This is a genomic window from Acinetobacter sp. CE-15, from assembly GCF_051059255.1.
Taxonomy (GTDB): Bacteria; Pseudomonadota; Gammaproteobacteria; order Pseudomonadales; family Moraxellaceae; genus Acinetobacter; species Acinetobacter guillouiae.
Genome location: NZ_CP192737.1, coordinates 141,698 through 160,731, shown reverse-complemented (window position 1 = coordinate 160,731; position 19,034 = coordinate 141,698). Strand labels below are relative to the sequence as shown.

Sequence of the window (19,034 nt, the reverse complement as noted above, 5' to 3'; positions counted from 1 at the left end):
TTATATGGTCAAATCTCTAACATATAACTCAGTTAATCGCCTATGTTTTTATTGGTGCACCAGGCTTAATAAGCCAGCGGCACAACTAAACAATACGGCAAAAGTACGGTTCATATATTTTTGTTGTTTTGGTGATTTTAATAGTCTTAACACTTTGGCTGCCAATCCCGTATAACCAGCCATGACAATCAAATCAATGGTAATCATGGTCACTGCCATAATCACATATTGAATCCATTGTGGTTTAGACAAGTCTAGAAATTGTGGCAAAACAGCAAGTAAAAAGACGATGGCTTTTGGATTACTGATATTGACAATAAAGCCATATAAGATCAGCTTGGAAATAGATTTTGTCGGTTGCTCAGTTGGGATATCTATCGACTGTGTTTTCGTCGTCCATTGTATGTAGGCTAAATACAGTAAATATAAAACCCCAAACCATTTCACCACGAAAAATGCCAGCGGTGTGGTTGCAAACAATACCCCAACCCCTGCTGCGACAATCGCAATTTGAACCAACAATGCCAGTTGTAAACCGATTGCATTCCAATAACCACGGCGAAAACCATAATTTAGACCGCTCGACATAGACGCGATCGCACCCGCACCAGGTGAAATACTGATCACCCAGCACGCCAACATATAGGCAAACCAGACTTGATACGACATAACAAAAGGATAGAAAACTTTTAACACGCTATTATAGCGGTTTTAAAACGATACATTTCGATTAATTTAATTGGTAAAAAGTATAAGACTTTACTATTCAGCTGTTGCTTGATCATGCACAATAAGAGGATTGATAAATAAAAATTGAGGAGCCATCACCATATGACAGCCCAATCTGTAATTCTACCTTTACCTTCTAATCATGCCCGTTTCATTGTTTTAAATTTAAAAAATCTGTCTATTGATGGCTTAAAACAACAGCTCAATGCGTTGTTAAGTACACGTGATCGCCTAATCACTCAACATCCTGAAGCCGAAATTAAAACCTCAATGGCTTTTGGTCCTGAACTTTGGGCAAAACTTTATCACACAACTCCTGAAGGGTTTAAGCAGTTAGAACCGATTCAAGGCGCATTTGAGATGCCAGTGGTTCCTGCTGATGTTCTGATTCATATTGCGTCTGCACGTACAGATATTTGCTTTGCGCTTAGCCAATCCTTTTTTGATGGTATCCAAAATCAAGTTGAAGTTCTGGATGAACGGGTGTGCTTCCGTTATCTCGACGGTCGTGACCTGACTGGTTTTATTGATGGTACTGAAAATCCTCAATTCCCTGATGATCGTGCTGAGACTGCGTTATTAGGTGAAGATTCAGATATTTTTGAAGATGGTTCTTTTATTTTTGCACAACGTTATGTACACGAGCTTGAAAAGTGGAAACGTTTAAAAGTTGATGCACAGGAAAATGTGATTGGTCGTTCTAAATTAGAAAGTATTGAGATGGACGATGAACACAAACCTGAAAATGCCCATATTGCTCGTGTTGTCATTGAAGATAATGAAGGTGAAGAATTAGAAATCCTACGCCACTCTCTTCCTTATGGCGATGGTCAAGGCGAGCAAGGTCTATTTTTTATTGCCTATACCAAAGACTTAACCCGTATTGATCGTATGCTAGTCAATATGTTTGGTACTCAAGGCGATGGGATTCATGACCGCTTGTTGCACTTTGTAACACCTATGGATGGTGCTTATTTCTTTGCACCGAATGAAGAAGTGTTGGAAGAGATTTTGGAAGATTGATTGAAATCCATTAAATAAGCAGCTTTATAAAGCTGCTTATTAGTTTCAAAGGTTAGGTATCAAATCTCATTGGCATGATTAGCCTTACTTTCATACTATGATTTTGTACTCATGGCAATACCATCGATGCACGATGCTTATTTCTTTATGGCAAATGAAGATATTTTGGAAGACTAAAATAAAAAAACTGACTTCCGTCAGCTTTTCTATTAATGATCTCAAAAATAACTAGAGCTCATTTACGTTAAAATAAAATTTAACATTTACTTTAAACTAATTAAAAGATGAATCACTGCTTAAAATAGTGCCACTATTACCAATTTTAAAAAATGTTATTTTAACTTTATCTTTCTCAAAACTTTTGACTTTAATATTAAACTTACTATCTATTTCAAAAAAAACTCCTGTACCAAGAAGTTTTGAATGACCAACACCATTTTCGAATACATTTATGAAATAAGTGCTTATTTCGGATGATTCATCATGTTGGGTGATAAATACAATTTTATTATTAAAATTAGGTAACCGTATGATTGAACTATTATTTATTATCTTACCACCATGATTTTCAATATAATTAAAAAGAGAACTTGATATTTTAGAAGCATCAAGGATACTACTTTTATTTATAGTATTACCAGAATTTAAAGGAAGTATAGATGGCTTAAGTTTCGACAAGCTTTCGCTCAGAATATCGGGGGTGTTCTTTATAGCATTATTTTTATAGTCTTCAAATCCGACCCCATTAAAAAAATAGCAATATTTACCATCATCAACCAAATCCCGATAAGCATATTTATATCCATTAATGCAAATTTTATTATCATTTAAACCATAAAAAATTTCCCTTTTTTTCATAATCTTATTATTTTTTTTAACATCAAAATATTGACCATATAATGGAAATACATTTTTTGTTTTAGGATCAAGAACCACCAAAGTTCCATCTGATTGCACATCCAACAATATCTTACTCTTATCAAAATTAGGTTTACTACTAAACCCATTCATATATTTTTTTTTGTAACTCTCTGAACAAAAATCAATTTCACCATAATCAAATTTACATTGATTATTACCATTAATTAACACATTAATTTTACTATCTTTTGCATAACAACCACTAAAAACCAATGTTAAGCTTAATATTAAAGTTTTGGATAGCATTCAAAAATCCTTAGTTATAAATTGCTTTATCAGTTGACATAATTAAATCAAAAGCTTGTTCACTATTTTTACCACTAGCAATTAATTTTACATAATCTGAATTCATTTGTTTAAGTGCACTAATTACACTTTCTGATGAGGTGTGAGCCTTGTTCCCACCAACTCCAGCCCAATAAGATGAGCCTTTTGACAACGGGATCACTACTTTTTTTGCAGTTCTAGTTGTCGCATATGGTATACCAACTGACGCCCAAATTTTGGCTATATGCATACAGGCCTCAGTAATTGTTTTATTATCACCGTGAATAATTGCTCTGTAAATTATTGTTGGTTTTACAAAATGTTCTTTAAACATTCTTTCTTGTAATTCATTTGTTATATTTTCATTCCCAGTAAATTTCATTGATTTCTTTATTCCTGAAAGTGTATCAGGAATAATTTGATATTTCCCCATAGCAAATCTTTTATTGATATTATTTCCACTCAGTTCCCCCAAATCGACCCATTCATCGATAGTTCTTTTTGCAATATCTTCTCGACCACTAGTCCATTTATACTTACCCACAGTGCCTCTGTTAAAAATATTATAATCCCCCCCACTTTCATGTGAAGCAATAACCTTTCCAATTATCCCACCTATACTTGCACCAGATTTTAATTGTTGAGGTGGTGCAACTGCTTTTGAAAAAACCCCAGCACAAGAAAGTATTTTTTCATTTGATTTTTGAGCTAATGCAAATACCCCCCCCTTATCAATTTCTGCAATTGAATTTGCAAATAGATCATCATTAAAATATTTTTTACTGAAATAAGTAATATCAAAATGAACCCATGTATTTGCTAAGTCCACCAATTTTCCTGTTTTCCTACTTACTGCTTTATCTGGTTCTAAATAGATTTTATTATCAGCCCTTTGAGTAGATGCACCCATATATTTTCCCAAAATACTACTTCGAATATGATTCATATCTGCAGTAGATTTAGTACGAGTACTATTTTTATTAAAATGCAAATCTAAAGCTAACCCCATATGATTAATTGTTGCTCTATTATGTTGTTGATTGTTTATTGTACACCTATACCCAGATCCTATCTTCTGAAAAGTAAATTTTTCATTTTTGTGAACTTTTTCTAAATAAAAAATGACGGCTCGCAAAATATTTAAAACAGACCTATGAATACCTGGATGCTCACCATTTGCTTTTTTTCCATTTCCAAACCCTTTACATTTTCCACAATCACATTTCATTTGTGAAAAATATTTTTTTATATCATATTCTTCTGAAAACTTATCCAGAGCGGCTAATAGCCCTCCACAAATCTTACCTGTGGGTTGAACTCCCATATAATCCTGCTGAAACTGTCGGATGCTTTTTGCAGTTAACTCACTAAATTCATCTGTAGGTAATGCTCCACCAAAACCAGCTAGACGAATATTTACTTCACGGATTAATTCACTATTACCCTTATCAATGCATTGTGGGCTTGTTTTACATAAATTCGATGCATTTGATTTAGGCGTTCCACCATCTTGACTACGGTCATCAACAGTTAAAATTTTTGTAACTGATCCCATAGCACCATTAAATGTTTTTTTACCTTCTTCATATAGGTCATTGGCTTGCTCCAATGCTTTATTACCTAAATCCCCAAGAGTTCCTAAAATTCCGGTATTCGCTTTAGGCTGTTGTGTCGTTTTAGATGGGTTCTTTGAAGTTTGAGGAGGTACTTTGGTTTTTGTTTGAGTAGTTGGTGTCTTTGGCTTTTGTTTAGGTTTATCCTGATGAGAATTACTCCCTGTTGCAGGGATATCAACTGGCAATTTAAGAACTTGTCCAGCAAAAATTTTATCAGGATCATCTATTTTATTTAAACGTTCCAAAGCTCGGACTGTTGTATGATTTTGGGATGCAATAGAACCTAGTGTTTCATTTTTTTTAACTATGTGGGTTTTTCTTTTATATTGCCCATTATTTCCCTGTGTAGTGAATGTATTTAAATCTAATAAAACTTTGGGGCTTATGATTTTAACCAGCATTCGATCCTTTGACATTACAAAGGATTGAACTTTACCCATTTTTCCTGTGAACATATTTTTAATATATACATCTATAATAGTCCCCTTATCTCGGCTGATTTCAACAATACAACCAGCAGAATTTGTTGGACCAGCGGCAATGACTTCTCCACTTCTTTGATTTTTTACTTGGTATTCTAATTTAGAAATAGGATTTCCAAACAAATCAACAATTTTAATTGTAATCAATGATTTTTTAGTGTTTGTCATAGCTTAAACCTTATACTCTTCATTATTATCATTATCTAAACTTGTATTTTCTTGATTAGAATCATCAAGAAAATCTTCTTCATCAAAACCTTCTATAGATAACCCCCACCCATCATCTGTGCCAACAAGTACTTGTACTTTTGAAGGATCCTTTGTACTTATTTTGGCTGTACGCCCATGCTCATCAACTTGCCCAGACACATAAGCATTTGTTTCTGGCATAAAAGCTTTATAACTTAATTGACTAAAATCACTTTCCCAAAACAAATCATAAACATCCAACTTATTGCTATACATCACTGTACTTGGAAGTTGAGGCACCTCATAAGACACCTTCTCACCACTGGTAAACAACTGTTGTCCCGACTTAACCTCAAACTTTCCACCAGTTTTAATAAAGACACCACTACCATTAACCACAAGCTGAGTCCCGCCTGCTTTTAAGTCAATTTCTTTAGAACTGGTCAGTTCGATCTTATCTTCAGTCGCGATCAGTTTAATCACTTTCTTCGCAATGATTTCAATCAAGTCATCCTGCGCCTGAACTTTGATCGGACCCTTTGCAGCAAAAGCACTTAAACCTTTCTGTGCTGCAAACAAGCTGATCTTATCTTGTGCATGACCGACAATATTCTTCTGTGCACTCAAATTAATTGAGCCTTGGGCACTTTCAGCAATATCTTGTGAAGCTTGCAAAACAATGTCTTCTGGAGTTGTCAGTGCAATCCCATTAGGTGAAGCCAATAGCATCAATGCCTGACGGAAAATCTTACCTTGTTCTTGTTTGGCACTATCACCACTATTTTCTAAGTCTTTTGTATAACTTTCCATAAAGCCCTGTAAGGAGCCTAAAGCCTGCATCGGATTTACATCCAATTTACTGCCTTTATTAAAAGTTCCACAAACACTGGTTAAATCAAAATCCTTAATTTCAACATTGGCAATTACCTTACCCACGTCTTTTAAAGCACTTAACGGTTCTGTATCAAATTTGTCTTTTAAACTGGTTAATTTACCTTTTAAAACATCCGAACCATGTTCTTCAATATTTTCAATAAAACTCTTTAAGTTCTCAATCGACTCTTTGGAATCATTAAAAAAGTCTTTAAATTCGTCTACAATATTCTTGGTATCTTTACCAAATTTCTGGATGTCCTCGATAAAATCACCACTGTTTTTCAGTGCTGAAATTGGATCACTACCCACAGCATTTTTAAATAAGCCCACGGTTGCCTGTAAAGCCTGATTTGCACCTTTTAATTCTAAAGAATTAATCAGTTTCGGCAAACGATTGACAACATTCAAGGCATCCGTTTGTTGTTTGACTGCTATTTCACTCAGCACTTTCATACTTTCTGCACCTTGATTTAACAAGGACTGCGCTTGTGCTGCTTCTAAGTGGTCTGCAATCGCATTTTCTTGGGCATACGTCGTGATAAGCATGCCTTTGCCTGCACGCATCGCACCATAAGCATCGGTTCTTAACTCAAAACCTTCACCACGCCCATTGCTGGTTTCCTTATCTTTCGGATGGCTTAAGTTCCCAAGGTTAAGTTGTGTTGCTGCATGACTACTTTGTAGCTGCGTGCTGATTTGGCCTGTTGTATCATCAAAGCGGAGTTGGTTAAAACCTGATCCACCCACTTCCGATGAGCGAATACCGCTTAATTTTTTGGTATCAGGCAACTGGCCTTTGATATCAAACATGGTTTGATGACGTTCTGCTTCATGTAAACGTCCCATCACAAATGGACGGTCGACATTGCCATCAAAGAAATCAATAACTACGATTTCACCAATTCGTGGGTGGAATCTTGTGCCATAACCTTCTCCCGCCCAAGAGGTCAATACATCAACCCAAGCTGAGTCTGTATCATTGTCATTCGAGCCTGCACCACCATCATGACTATTGTCATCGGTACGGGTGAAGAGGAAACGAACTTTGATCCGCCCCCATTGATCGACATAAATCGTTTCGCCTTGCGGTCCAACCACTTTGGCACGTTGTGGAAATGCAGAAGGTCTATGCACTAAAGGGTTATACTCAGGAACGATCGGAATTCTACGGCGCACCAAGGACAACTCATTGGCTTGACGCTGGTCTTTAATTAAATGGTTCCAATAATTTAAATTAAGCAGCTTGGATAACTGATCTTGTAACTCTTTAGGTAAGTTATTTTGATTGTAAAAAGTCTTACCTAAGATTAAGAACTCACGATCCGAACCATCATGTTGATCAATTTCAGGATGTTCTCTTAGTTCAAACCAATAGCCAACTTGTGCATCGCGCACTGAACTGGTTGCGGTAAAATATTTGGACTGTAATTCTTGGTATTGTGTTAGTTGGGTATTTAATTTATCAACTTGAGCTGAACTGGAAACTGTGGTTTGGTCTTCGCCATTGAGATCACTGGTCCAAGCTGGGCTAATTGTCCAGGCCTGCTCTAAACTTAAAGTTTCATTGTCTTGTTGATCACTATGTTGGTGATTACTTAACTGGCTATCGCCCTGATCTTGTAAAAGGCTATCCGCTTGCCAACGTTGTACTTGTATTGCTGTTGATTGAATTGAGCGCTGGGCAATGAGGCTGGTGATCGTGTCAAAGCGTTCTGTTGCATGACTACGATGGAAGCGAATACTTCGTCTAGGCATTGCCTCATATTGCGTATTGTCATCAATCAGACGTAATTTCTGTGCCTGAATCTGCGTTGCCGAAATAGGCACAATTCGTACAGATTCATCAACTAACCAGTTAATACCTTCGCTGCGCCACAAGCGAGTTAAAAACTCATAATCTGTTTCATTGGCTTGCATTACAAAAGGACGGATATCGTATTGTTTTTTTAAACCACTACTGTCCAGACTGAGACTGGCAGAAAATAAGGCGCTTTTCGCTTGCCACTCTTTAAATAAGATTTCCGATATTTCCAGAACACTTTTGTTCATAAAAACACGGCTATTACGACGCTTATGCCAAAGACTGGTTGCATCTTCAAGCGTTAATTTATAAACGCTTAACGCCCCATCACTCTGCCCTTGGCTTGCCCCTGTTACAATTCCAGTGGTTCGGTACAATTCACCAAAATCGGTGACTTGATCAACTGCAACCTGACACCCGATAAATTGTTTTAAAGCAATATGCGCATTGGTTGAAAGGCAGAGTAATTCTGCCTTTAAGCCTTGGTTGATCTGTTGTTGCCCCTGAATGCATTGCAAGAATACACTGCTGTTTAAGGCTTGATTTGAGAATTGAACGTGGATCGCTCGTGTTTGTAGTCCCAAGCCAAAACTTTCAAGTAAAGTATTAATATTTCTAAGCATTTTATTTTTAAATGTTAAATTTTGTATAATAGTATTATAACTAATGTTCAAAAAATATAAACAGACCTAAATTACTTTTTATAAAAAAACTACAAATAACTAAATAAATAACATGATTACTTAAGGTTATTTTAAGGTTAATAAAAAAGGGCGTATAGCCCTTTCTTTACAACATCCAAAAAACTCTAGAACGGAACACGTTTATAATCACGATATTCTGGTTTCCAGAAGTTCTGTTCAATACTTTCTAGCAATTGCTCATCACTGATCATCGGTGCCACACCATCTTGAATAGCGGCTTTGGCAACTTTAAACGCGATAATTTTAGAGACTTGCTGCAATTCATTTAAATCAGGCAATAAATCTGCGTGGATATCTTGCAACTTCGGTGAACAATCTGCCAAAGCTGAACTTGAAGCCATCAGCATATTGTCCGTAACACGGGTTGCTTGAACTGCTACCACACCCAAACCAATACCAGGGAAGATATAAGAGTTATTGCACTGTGAAATCTGATAGGTTTCACCATGATAATTCACAGGGGTAAATGGGCTACCTGTCGCAATCAATGCTTTACCTTCTGTCCATTGAATAATATCAGCTGGCACGGCTTCAACTCGTGAAGTTGGGTTAGATAAAGGCAATACAATCGGATATTCACAGTTTTCAGCCATCGTTTTAATGATTTCTTCTGTAAATAAACCAGGTTGACCCGATACCCCAATCAATACGGTTGGTTTGGCATTTTTCACAACATCAAGTAGTGAAATGATTTCCTCAGCATTGCCCCAATGTGCAACATCTTCAGGTTTCTGCGCAAGTTTACGTTGGAAATCTAATAAGTTTGGCTGATTTTCAGTGATTAAACCAAAACGATCCACCATAAATACTTTGGCACGCGCTTCAGCATCCGTCAGGCCTTCAGCAACCATCTGTGCAATAATTTGTTCTGCAATACCACAACCTGCGGAACCAGCCCCTAAGAAGGTAATTTTCTGATCTTTGAGCTGTTTACCTGCGGCTCTACTCGCAGCAATTAAAGTACCAACGCAGACTGCCGCTGTCCCTTGAATATCGTCATTAAAACAACAAATCTTATCACGGTATTTTTCAAGTAACGGCATGGCATTTTTTTGCGCAAAATCTTCGAATTGAATCAATGCTTTTGGCCAACGACGTTTAACCGCTGCAATCACTTCATCGACAAATTCATAGTATTCATCCCCACTGACACGAGGTTGCGACCATCCCATATAAATCGGGTCATTCAATAATTGTTGATTATTGGTTCCCACATCTATGGTAATCGGCAATGTATAGGCTGGACTAATACCACCACATGCGGTGTAAAGAGACAGTTTTCCAATTGGAATACCCATGCCGCCAATACCTTGGTCGCCTAAACCAAGAATACGCTCACCATCTGTGATTACAATCACTTTGACGTTTTTACGGTTTACGTTGTGAATGATTTCATCAATGTATTTACGGTCAGGATAGGAAAGAAATACGCCACGATGACGGCGATAAATATCGGAGAAACGCTGACATGCTTCACCCACTGTCGGTGTATAGATAATCGGCATCATCTCACTTAAGTGGTTTTCAATCAGGTGGTAAAACAGCGTTTCATTGGTGTCTTGAATATTTCGTAAATAAATATGCTTATTGATCGCTTCACTGAAAGAACAGAACTGTTGGTATGAACGTTGACTTTGTTCCTCGATACTTTCGATCACATGAGGAATTAAACCGTGTAAGTTAAATTGAGTTCGTTCTTCTTCTGTGAAGGCTGAACCTTTATTTAATAAAGGCAGCTCTAATAAGGCATTACCTGCATAATGAATATATAGAGGATATTTTTTCAGGGTTTCCGTTGGCATTTCCATTCTCATTGAAGCAGACTGCCTGCTTCTATCTTTTGCTAAGCTACGACTTTGGTCTGATACAAGCTTAAGCCTATTTTTGACTAAATGGGTATTTAGATACGTGATAATGATATTCAAAGTATTTTACAGAATGATAAATTATTCTCAGTTTTGCGGATCAAATTCTCTTTTTTTAAGCAATTTAATATTTTTCCATAAAATAATGAGTAATGATCCCGCCATTAAAACTGCATATTTGTACGCAATTTTGACCAATCATTGATTTTTTTTCTGTTTAGATTTATTTTGTTTAAAATACGATGAAGCTAAACCAATAACAATGAACACAAAGATCTCTCTACTCCTTCTTAGCACAGTCATTGCATGTACTGGTTGCCAAACTGCAAAAAAAGTCTCTTCTGGTGTTTCTAAAACCACTGAAAAAGTCAAAAGTATGGTGGGCTTAGGCGAAGCCAAAGTTCCAGAAGTTGATCAACAAGGTGTGGTTGATGTCAGTAAAGCCACCCTTGAAAAACTAGAACAAATGAAGATCAATATGCCTACTGGGCAATGGGTCTATATTGAAAATGATCTTCAAGGTATTTACACCTTACAGAACAAATCCAGTGATGGAAACGTCCTATATTTGCGTTTGAATTGTAAGATTCCTTCGCAGAAGTCTGGTTTTACGATTGAAGATAAAGATGGCAAAGAGCTGCTCAAAGCACATGATGCGCAAACGGGTCAGGTTCAATTCTTAATCGACAATAACAACTATGGCAATCCATTTGACTTAGTCAATGCGAAAAAAATGCTGACATTTAAAACGGCACTGAACAAAGCCAAAGTGATTAAAATCTTTAATAATTCCAAACTTTATACCTTTACAAATGGTCATGCTGAATTGCTTAGCAAACCTGTCACTTGTAAAGAGTAGATCCATTATTTAGGCATATCCACAAATACGGCGGTTAAACGTCGTACTAAGGGTAAAACAATCAGAACCACAGGATATGCCACAGCCCATGATACCATCCATGCAGCAAGCCATTTGGTCCAAAATCCGTTAATCAAACCCACATTGATCAACATATTAATCAATGACACCATGCCACTCATTAAACAAGATAAGAACAACGGCATAATCCATGCTGCAAATTTTGCAGGGAGTTTTGGGATATTGCCAATAATTGTGGGAGGAGTATTTGACATATATCGCTCTAAATTTACCAACAGGACACATTTTATTCTTTTAATGGACCTGAAACAATTAATCCTTCCACATAACATCGGCCACATTTTGCCATTTGATTTGATTGGACAAATTTAAAGGCTGATCATAGAGCTCAGATATCACATTGATTGCATCATCGAGTGAAATAATTGAATTTAAAGGGAGCCAGGTGTCATCACCAACATCAAATAACGCTAAGTTCAAATCTTCATTGCAAGACAACCACGACTCACCTTGTTGGACAGTAGGGATATTTTTATCGTAACGCAAAATCAAGTGAGTCGTATCTACCCACCAAAACAATAAAATGATCTGACCTTGTTTTGGCATATCTAACGCAAGATAACCTGAATTTGAATATTCCAAGTCTGTGGCCTGAATCTTCGCAAACAACTGTATAACTTGTTCTTTTTCTATAATTTCATGATCAATTTGATCTAAAAAACTCACAAACATATTTTTTATCCTGTGATTAAAGCAGTGTAATCCGTCAAGTCGATATGAAATCTAAACGCCAATACACAGTGAAATTGAGCATACCGACATTTTTCTTATCGAATAAGTTTTATTCTATACAAATGCATTCACCTAAAAGGCGCAAAATTTGCTATATTTAGCGTTTTTCTGCGACATTTATTTCTCTATAGATTATGAATACGGCCATACAAGCAGCTCTTGATCATGCAGTGCAATCCCTACAAGCTGAAGGGACTCTTCCATCTGACTGGAAAAACACGAGTGTTTTAACGCGAACTAAAGACCGAAGCCACGGTGATTTCGCATCAAACATTGCCATGATGGGCGCTAAAGTTGCTGGTATGAAACCACGTGATCTTGCAGAGAAAATTTTGGCAAATTTACCCGAAGTGGTTGATATTGCCAAAGCTGAAATTGCGGGTCCTGGTTTTATCAACTTCTTTTTAAATGCCGATCAACGCTTTACTGTGTTGGATCAGATCCAAGCACAAAAAGAACAATTTGGTAAAACCCAAGCAAATGCAGCCAAGAAAATTCAGGTTGAATTCGTTTCTGCCAACCCAACCTCTAGCCTGCATGTAGGTCATGGTCGTGGTGCTGCATATGGTATGACTGTTGCAAACTTACTTGAAGCAACAGGTGCCAAAGTTGAACGTGAATATTATGTCAATGATGCTGGCCGTCAAATGGACATCCTCGCCACATCAACTTATTTACGTTATTTAGAATTAAGCGGCCAAACTTTAGTTTTCCCTAAAAATGCTTATCAAGGGGATTACGTTAAAGAAATCGCCCAAGGTATCATCGACAAACATGCTGATGCTTATGTACGTAGTGTGGCTGATGTTTACAAAGATGTTCCTGAAGATGTGCAATATGCTGAAGAGCTTGATGCCGATGGCAATAAAGTGGTTATTTCAGGCGATAAAGAAAAGCACATTGATGGCTTAATTCACAACGCACAAGCTTTAGTGGGTGAAGGTTATCGTGTATTCCATCAAGCAGCTTTACATGCCATTTTAGATGACATTAAAGATGACCTTGGTGAGTTTGGCGTAACGTTTAATCACTGGTTTAGTGAAGCATCTTTGGCTGAAAAAATTGATGAAGCCTTACAAACATTAGACCAACGTGGTTTTCTTTATGAAAAAGATGGCAACATTTGGTTTAAATCAACTGAATTTGGTGATGAAAAAGACCGTGTAGTCAAACGTCGTAATGGACAAACCACGTACTTTGCTTCTGACATTGCCTATCATTTAAATAAATTACAACGTGGCTTTACTGACCTTGTTGATATTTGGGGTTCAGACCACCATGGCTATATTGCACGTGTTAAAGCTGCAATTGACGCGATGGGCTATGACTCATCTAAATTGACGGTACTTTTAGTGCAGTTCGTCAGCTTATGGCGTGGTGGTGAGATGGTACAAATGTCATCTCGTTCAGGTCAATTCGTGACATTGCGTGATCTCCGTAAAGAAGTCGGCAATGATGCAGCTCGTTTTTATTATGTGATGCGTAAATCTGAACAGCACATTGATTTCGATTTAGATTTAGCGGTATCTCAAAGCAAAGACAATGCCGTGTATTATATTCAATATGCACATGCTCGTATTTGCCGTATGTTAGAAAAAGCAGCAACAACAAATATTCAATTTGATACTGAAAATGCACGTCAATTTGCTGCAAAATTAGAACTTGATGCTGAAACTGAAATTTTAGCGAAACTCGCGGCTTATCCTGAAGTCCTTATTCGCGCTGCAAATAATTATGAACCACATCAAGTTGGTAATTATTTGAAAGAACTTGCTGCTTTATTCCATGGTTGGTACAACGAGAATAAAGTATTGGGTGATGATGCCGAATTGACTCAAGCCCGTTTATTGCTTTCAGCAAATATCAAACAAGTCTTACATAATGGTCTTGAATTATTGGGTGTATCTGCACCTGAAAGTATGTAAGTCAAGAATTGCTTTACATGTTCTCAAGACCAAGGTCTGGCTCAAAGTAAGCATTGAAGTGTGTAATAAATCATTACTTTACATCGTGTTCAAGCAAAACTATGCTTGAACACGATCTAAGCAATACATAATAAGAGGGTTCCACGTGTTTGGAAAAACGCAACGCGGTGTTTCAGAAAGGCCAACCAAACCTAAACAACCATTGATTCCTAAATGGTTAGGGATGCTTGTCGTCATTTTAATCGTGTTAAGTTTTGGTGTCGCACTGATGCTCTGGAAACCGTGGGCGCCCGTCCAACCCAAAAACGAAATCACGTCTGAGCATTATCAAGAAGATACCAACAAAGACTATCGTTTTTATGATCTGTTACCACAACAACAGGTTACCCCTATTCCTGAACAAGCTGTTCCTGAAAGCAGAAATCAACAACAACCTGTAATTGTTGAAGCACCGTCTCAGTCTGAAAATGTGGATGTCGGTGTAAATGCTGAACGCACAACACCTGTTCAACCCGAATATATTTTACAAGTTCGTAGTTATGATGATCCTGATGCTGCCGATGCACGTCGTGCTGAAATTATCTTAAATGGTTTATCTGCCGATGTGGTTCAAAGCACAGAAGCTGGAAAAACTTGGTATCGTGTGATTTCAGGCCCTTATGAATCACAAAATGCAGCAGTGATTGCCCAACAAACCTTACAACATAGCGGTATTGACTCTATTGTAGTTAAACGCTGATCCAATTTTCAGGCATGGCCTGATCAATCAATCGTTAAAACAGGATGCTTTGGCATCCTGTTTTATTCTTCAAAATCGTTTTTTAACCTTGCTTAGATATGTGGGCAAATTGAATAATTTTTACTCAAAAGAAATATAATTCGATAAAAATTTACCCAAATTGATCAAAATTAGAGTAATCTATTTTCCGCAATACATTACCCATGTCGTTGCCGAGATATCAAAAGTCACCAATACTTTTGATTTGCTGTCCTGTGATTGGCGTGACGATCAAATCCGAAGATTACAGGGCGCTCAGAAATTCACATGGGTAAAAGCCCACACCAATAGGCATTCAGCTAATTTCAAACAATAAAACAGTTCATCTAAACTTCACTGAAAATTCATTCGCCTAAGTATTTCAATTTGAGTACACTCCTATTGAGATTATGAGTTTTTAAATGCAATGAATAATAAAAAACAGATTTTATGTGTAGAAGATGATGCTGCTATTCTTATGCCGTTACGTTACGCACTTGAACGAGAAGACTGGCAAGTGACTTGGGCCAATTCAGGTCTGCAAGCCATTGATTTTATTCAACAGCAACCCTTTGATTTTATTATTTTAGATGTCGGATTACCTGATTTAAATGGTTTTGATGTCTGTAAAAAAATTCGTCTCTTTAATCACACACCCTTGCTATTTTTAACCGCACGAGATGACGAAATAGATCGTATTGTGGGCTTAGAAATTGGTGCAGATGACTACTGTACCAAGCCATTTAGTTCGCGTGAAATTGTGTCTCGGATTAAAGCCATTTGGCGCAGAATGGAGATACAGAATCAGTTACAGCACATCTCACAGCCAAATACACAGCTTTCTACAACACCAGCTAAAGTTTGGCAATGCAATGATGAGGCTTTGCAAATCCATTACTTAGGCACAATACTTCAGCTGACTCGCTATGAATATCGCTTACTTAAATTATTGATTCAACGCCCTGAACAGGTGTTTAGCCGTCAACAATTGATGGATCATGTATGGGAACATCCTGAGCATAGTTTAGAAAGAACTGTTGATACCCATATCAAAAGTATTCGCAATAAACTTAAGCAGATCTCTCCTGAGCAAGACCCAATCGAAACCCATCGAGGCTTTGGCTATAGTTTAAAAAGGCAAGGCTAAACCATGTCCATTTTTATTCGTATTTGGTTCTTCTTTGGATTGATCATCTTGCTGGGTTTATGGTTTATGTCTTATACCTTTAATCAACAAGTAAAGCCCAATGTACGACAGGTCGTAGAAGATACTCTTGCGGAAAATGCTAATATTATCGCGATGTTAGTGGCTGAAGACGTCTATGAAAATAAAGTCAGTACCGTTCAGTTTGATGAAAAAATTCAAAAAGCGCTGAATCGCAAACTCAATGCCACAATCTGGAAACATAATAAAAATGAGATCAATCAACAAATCTATATTACCGACAACAAAGGTATCGTCATTTATGACTCACAAGGTATCGCTACAGGACAAGATTACTCACGATGGAATGATGTTTACCTGACCTTAAAGGGAAAATACGGGGTTCGCTCTACACGCAGTTATGAAAAGGACAGCAATAGCAGCACCATGTTTATCGCAGCACCAATCTATTATCAAGTTGGTCAACAACAGCAATTGATTGGCGTTGTCAGTATTGGAAAGCCCAATATTTCAGTACAGCCTTATATTCAGCGTGCTGAAAATCAGCTGATCCGTCAAGCAGCTTGGATTACATTACTCAGTCTGTTTCTCGCCAGTTTGGTGGCCTATTGGCTAAAACACAGTATTGACCGTGTGCGTAAATACGCGCAGGCACTTGCCCCTGTCAATCAAACACCCTATTTTCGCTCGGCAAAAGAACTCAACCAAGTTGCTCAAGCAGTTGAAAATATGCGAGAAAAACTCGAAGATCGTGCTTATGTAGAACACTATGTCAATACACTGACCCATGAACTCAAAAGCCCACTTACCGCAATTCAAGCCAGTGCAGAACTACTCAAAGAAGATTTACCACTAAATGATCAACAACAATTTGCCACGCATATTCATGAACAAAGCCAGCGCTTACGTAGCTTGATTGATCGGATGCTTTTATTGACCCGTCTGGAAAAATCTAAACATCAAATTGAAATGCAAGATTTCAATTTATCTGAACTGATTCAACAAACTTTAGACCAGCATGCCAGTCAAATTCAGGCCAAAAAAATCCAGTGTTTACTGGATATTGAAGCCAATTGTATAGTTGGTGCAGATCGGTTTTGGATTCAACAAACCCTCGCCAATATTTTAGATAATGCGCTGGATTTTTCTGCAGATTCAGCAAAAATCCTGATTCGGCTTCATCGTCAAACACACCAGCAGGTAGAATTGCAGGTTTTTAATGAGGGCGAATGGATTCCAGATTATGCACTTACGCAAGTATTTGATACTTATTTTTCCTTGCCTCGTCCAATTAGCCAGCAACGCAGCTCTGGTATTGGACTGAGCATTGTTAAACAGGTCATTGAGCAACACCATGGACAGATTCACATTGGCAATATTCAAGGAAATAAAATCACCATCTTACAACCCCACCAAAAAGGTGTATTGGTAAAAATTCAATTGCCTTAGCACGGCCAAACTTCACTTAAAATTCATATAAAAAACCGATACACCTCAAACAAAGCACATTGCTGTTTCGCACACTCAACACTGACAAAAAACAACGGCGAAGGAAAACAGTGATGCGCTCCAACTTTATTACATTCAAAATTATTGCAATCGCAATTTTAGTTGCCTTATTTTGGATAGGCTTACTCTTTATTACCAGTCTGGTCTCAGAACGACAAGATTATCAACGGGCATTTCTGAAAGAAATTGCACAAAATAATATTAGTCCTCAAACCGTGATTTCACCGTATATCCGTGTGCCCTACAATGAGCAAAAAAACTGCCTTGATGAAAAAAAGGTGGCCTATTTGTGTACTGAGGAACAATGGCTGTATATCAGTGCTGACAGCACACAATGGTCATCCAACTTTAATGTTTCTGACAACACTTATAAACGTACCATCTATCGAGCAATTAGCTACACCGCCAATCTCATGGCCAAAGGGGTATTCCAAAAACCAACACTTGAAAAGAAAGATTACCAATGGGACCGAGCTGAAATTATCTTCCCTGTACATGATCCTCGCGGTTTGGATACCCAACCGAGCTTAAACATGCTCAATAAAACTTATGCTTTTGAAATGAGTGCTCAAGGCAGTAACAGTTCTGGTTTTGACTTTATGTATGTTTCTGCAAAAAAATATCCTGAATTAATCAATGCCATTCAAAATGGTTTCACTTTTGATTTAACCGCCAATATTACGGGTCTGGGGAAATTCACCCTGATCCCAACCAGTCGTAGTGTCACTTATCAGGCCAAAGGTAATTGGGCGGATACCAAATATTCAGGACAAAACTTACCCTTTGCAAAAACCAGTACACCACAACAATTCACCGCACAATGGAAAAATATTGCTCTAGGTCATCAAAACATCAGTAAGTTGATTGATTGCGACAACAATGAGTGTATTCGCCAGTTTAGTAATGGCTATTTTTCCCAAGAGCCAGCTTATATGGGTGAACCTGTTCAAAGTATTGGTTTATCGACAGAATTCCTAGAATCAGTCAATGTCTATACACAAACAGATCGTGCAATTAAATACGGTATCGTGATTATCATCATCACCTTTGCTTGTTTCTTTCTCTTCGAAGTGCTTAAAAGCTTACGAATTCACCCCATTCAATATTCTTTGGTGGCGATGGCTCAAGTGGTGTTCTTTGTTTTACTGCTTTCGATCAGTGAATACTATGCCTTTGCATGGGCTTATTTCGTTGCTGGAATTGCCTGTGTCGGGCTCATGAGCTGGTACTTATACTATGTGATGAAAGGTTTTAAAGCCGCGGGCCTATTTAGCATCATCCTGAGTTCACTTTATGCCGTAATGTATATGCTGTTGCAATCTTCAGGCAAAACCTTCCTGATCGGCTCTATCATTTCATTTGTTTTACTTGCTGTGGTGATGTTTATTACACGGCATATCGACTGGTATCAAATCAACAATAAGCCTGAGCAAAAACTCAAATCCTATACGCCTCCGCAAGCTTGATAACGGCACAGTGAATAGCTCAAAGCGATTCACTGGCTTAAAAATAGAATCTAAATAATAGGTATTG

Annotated in this window: 14 protein-coding genes; 7 read left to right on the top strand and 7 right to left on the bottom strand. The window is 37.5% G+C overall.

Features of this window, described 5'->3' with window-relative positions:
* Positions 1-48 precede the first annotated feature (48 nt).
* Positions 49-669: a LysE family transporter gene (locus ACQ7EO_RS00710; protein ID WP_434278703.1), complete on the bottom strand. Its 621-nt coding sequence runs from the start codon at positions 667-669 to the stop codon at positions 49-51.
* A gap of 162 nt (positions 670-831) precedes the next feature.
* Between ACQ7EO_RS00710 and ACQ7EO_RS00705 the strand changes: the two genes are divergently transcribed.
* Positions 832-1,752 (top strand): Dyp-type peroxidase, encoded by a 921-nt coding sequence (locus ACQ7EO_RS00705; RefSeq protein ID WP_434278702.1) that lies wholly within the window; start codon positions 832-834, stop codon positions 1,750-1,752.
* A 273-nt stretch (positions 1,753-2,025) separates the two neighbouring features.
* Here the strand turns inward: ACQ7EO_RS00705 and ACQ7EO_RS00700 are convergent, their stop codons facing one another.
* The 4 genes from ACQ7EO_RS00700 to ACQ7EO_RS00685 form a co-directional block, all read right to left on the bottom strand.
* On the bottom strand, positions 2,026-2,919 hold the full coding sequence (locus tag ACQ7EO_RS00700; protein WP_434278701.1) for a hypothetical protein: 894 nt from the start codon (positions 2,917-2,919) through the stop codon (positions 2,026-2,028).
* Between the two features lie 10 nt (positions 2,920-2,929).
* Positions 2,930-5,206 carry a LysM peptidoglycan-binding domain-containing protein gene (locus tag ACQ7EO_RS00695; protein WP_434278700.1) on the bottom strand — a complete coding sequence of 759 codons (2,277 nt, stop codon included), beginning with the start codon at positions 5,204-5,206 and terminating at the stop codon, positions 2,930-2,932.
* A 3-nt stretch (positions 5,207-5,209) separates the two neighbouring features.
* Complete coding sequence (locus tag ACQ7EO_RS00690; protein ID WP_434278699.1) at positions 5,210-8,527, bottom strand: type VI secretion system Vgr family protein; 3,318 nt, start codon at positions 8,525-8,527, stop codon at positions 5,210-5,212.
* A gap of 185 nt (positions 8,528-8,712) precedes the next feature.
* A complete protein-coding gene (locus ACQ7EO_RS00685; protein ID WP_244014395.1) occupies positions 8,713-10,410 on the bottom strand; it encodes an NAD-dependent malic enzyme in 1,698 nt (565 codons plus the stop codon).
* Positions 10,411-10,735: 325 nt separating this feature from the next.
* On the opposite strand from ACQ7EO_RS00685, the gene ACQ7EO_RS00680 reads away from it, so the two are divergent.
* Entirely contained in the window at positions 10,736-11,332 is a 597-nt protein-coding gene (locus ACQ7EO_RS00680; RefSeq protein ID WP_434278698.1) for a hypothetical protein, read from the top strand.
* A gap of 5 nt (positions 11,333-11,337) precedes the next feature.
* On the opposite strand, the gene ACQ7EO_RS00675 is transcribed toward ACQ7EO_RS00680, so the two are convergent.
* Together ACQ7EO_RS00675 and ACQ7EO_RS00670 are read right to left on the bottom strand one after the other, a co-directional pair.
* The gene (locus tag ACQ7EO_RS00675) at positions 11,338-11,607 is read right to left on the bottom strand and encodes a DUF2798 domain-containing protein (protein WP_004823682.1); all 270 of its coding nucleotides are present in this window, start codon (positions 11,605-11,607) and stop codon (positions 11,338-11,340) included.
* 58 nt (positions 11,608-11,665) lie between these two features.
* Entirely contained in the window at positions 11,666-12,085 is a 420-nt protein-coding gene (locus ACQ7EO_RS00670; protein WP_004823681.1) for a hypothetical protein, read from the bottom strand.
* 194 nt (positions 12,086-12,279) lie between these two features.
* On the opposite strand from ACQ7EO_RS00670, the gene argS reads away from it, so the two are divergent.
* From argS to creD, 5 genes are all read left to right on the top strand, one after another.
* Positions 12,280-14,070 (top strand): arginine--tRNA ligase, encoded by a 1,791-nt coding sequence (gene argS, locus ACQ7EO_RS00665; protein ID WP_004723449.1) that lies wholly within the window; start codon positions 12,280-12,282, stop codon positions 14,068-14,070.
* Between the two features lie 145 nt (positions 14,071-14,215).
* The gene (locus ACQ7EO_RS00660) at positions 14,216-14,809 is read left to right on the top strand and encodes an SPOR domain-containing protein (RefSeq protein ID WP_004723450.1); all 594 of its coding nucleotides are present in this window, start codon (positions 14,216-14,218) and stop codon (positions 14,807-14,809) included.
* Between the two features lie 445 nt (positions 14,810-15,254).
* Positions 15,255-15,974, top strand: coding sequence for a two-component system response regulator CreB (gene creB, locus ACQ7EO_RS00655; protein ID WP_209828912.1), 720 nt, complete (start codon positions 15,255-15,257; stop codon positions 15,972-15,974).
* A gap of 3 nt (positions 15,975-15,977) precedes the next feature.
* Positions 15,978-17,441, top strand: a complete 1,464-nt coding sequence (creC, locus tag ACQ7EO_RS00650) for a two-component system sensor histidine kinase CreC (RefSeq protein WP_434278697.1) — start codon at positions 15,978-15,980, stop codon at positions 17,439-17,441.
* Between the two features lie 113 nt (positions 17,442-17,554).
* Positions 17,555-18,967 (top strand): cell envelope integrity protein CreD, encoded by a 1,413-nt coding sequence (gene creD / locus ACQ7EO_RS00645; protein WP_419313357.1) that lies wholly within the window; start codon positions 17,555-17,557, stop codon positions 18,965-18,967.
* Positions 18,968-19,034 lie beyond the last annotated feature (67 nt).

Coding starts and splice junctions, on each gene's coding strand:
- ACQ7EO_RS00685 (WP_244014395.1), bottom strand. CDS start 10,410: ATGCCAACGGAAACCCTGAAAAAATATCCTCTATATATTCATTATGCA.
- creC (WP_434278697.1), top strand. CDS start 15,978: ATGTCCATTTTTATTCGTATTTGGTTCTTCTTTGGATTGATCATCTTG.
- ACQ7EO_RS00690 (WP_434278699.1), bottom strand. CDS start 8,527: ATGCTTAGAAATATTAATACTTTACTTGAAAGTTTTGGCTTGGGACTA.
- creB (WP_209828912.1), top strand. CDS start 15,255: ATGAATAATAAAAAACAGATTTTATGTGTAGAAGATGATGCTGCTATT.
- ACQ7EO_RS00710 (WP_434278703.1), bottom strand. CDS start 669: ATGTCGTATCAAGTCTGGTTTGCCTATATGTTGGCGTGCTGGGTGATC.
- ACQ7EO_RS00675 (WP_004823682.1), bottom strand. CDS start 11,607: ATGTCAAATACTCCTCCCACAATTATTGGCAATATCCCAAAACTCCCT.
- creD (WP_419313357.1), top strand. CDS start 17,555: ATGCGCTCCAACTTTATTACATTCAAAATTATTGCAATCGCAATTTTA.
- ACQ7EO_RS00680 (WP_434278698.1), top strand. CDS start 10,736: ATGAACACAAAGATCTCTCTACTCCTTCTTAGCACAGTCATTGCATGT.
- argS (WP_004723449.1), top strand. CDS start 12,280: ATGAATACGGCCATACAAGCAGCTCTTGATCATGCAGTGCAATCCCTA.
- ACQ7EO_RS00700 (WP_434278701.1), bottom strand. CDS start 2,919: ATGCTATCCAAAACTTTAATATTAAGCTTAACATTGGTTTTTAGTGGT.
- ACQ7EO_RS00695 (WP_434278700.1), bottom strand. CDS start 5,206: ATGACAAACACTAAAAAATCATTGATTACAATTAAAATTGTTGATTTG.
- ACQ7EO_RS00705 (WP_434278702.1), top strand. CDS start 832: ATGACAGCCCAATCTGTAATTCTACCTTTACCTTCTAATCATGCCCGT.
- ACQ7EO_RS00670 (WP_004823681.1), bottom strand. CDS start 12,085: ATGTTTGTGAGTTTTTTAGATCAAATTGATCATGAAATTATAGAAAAA.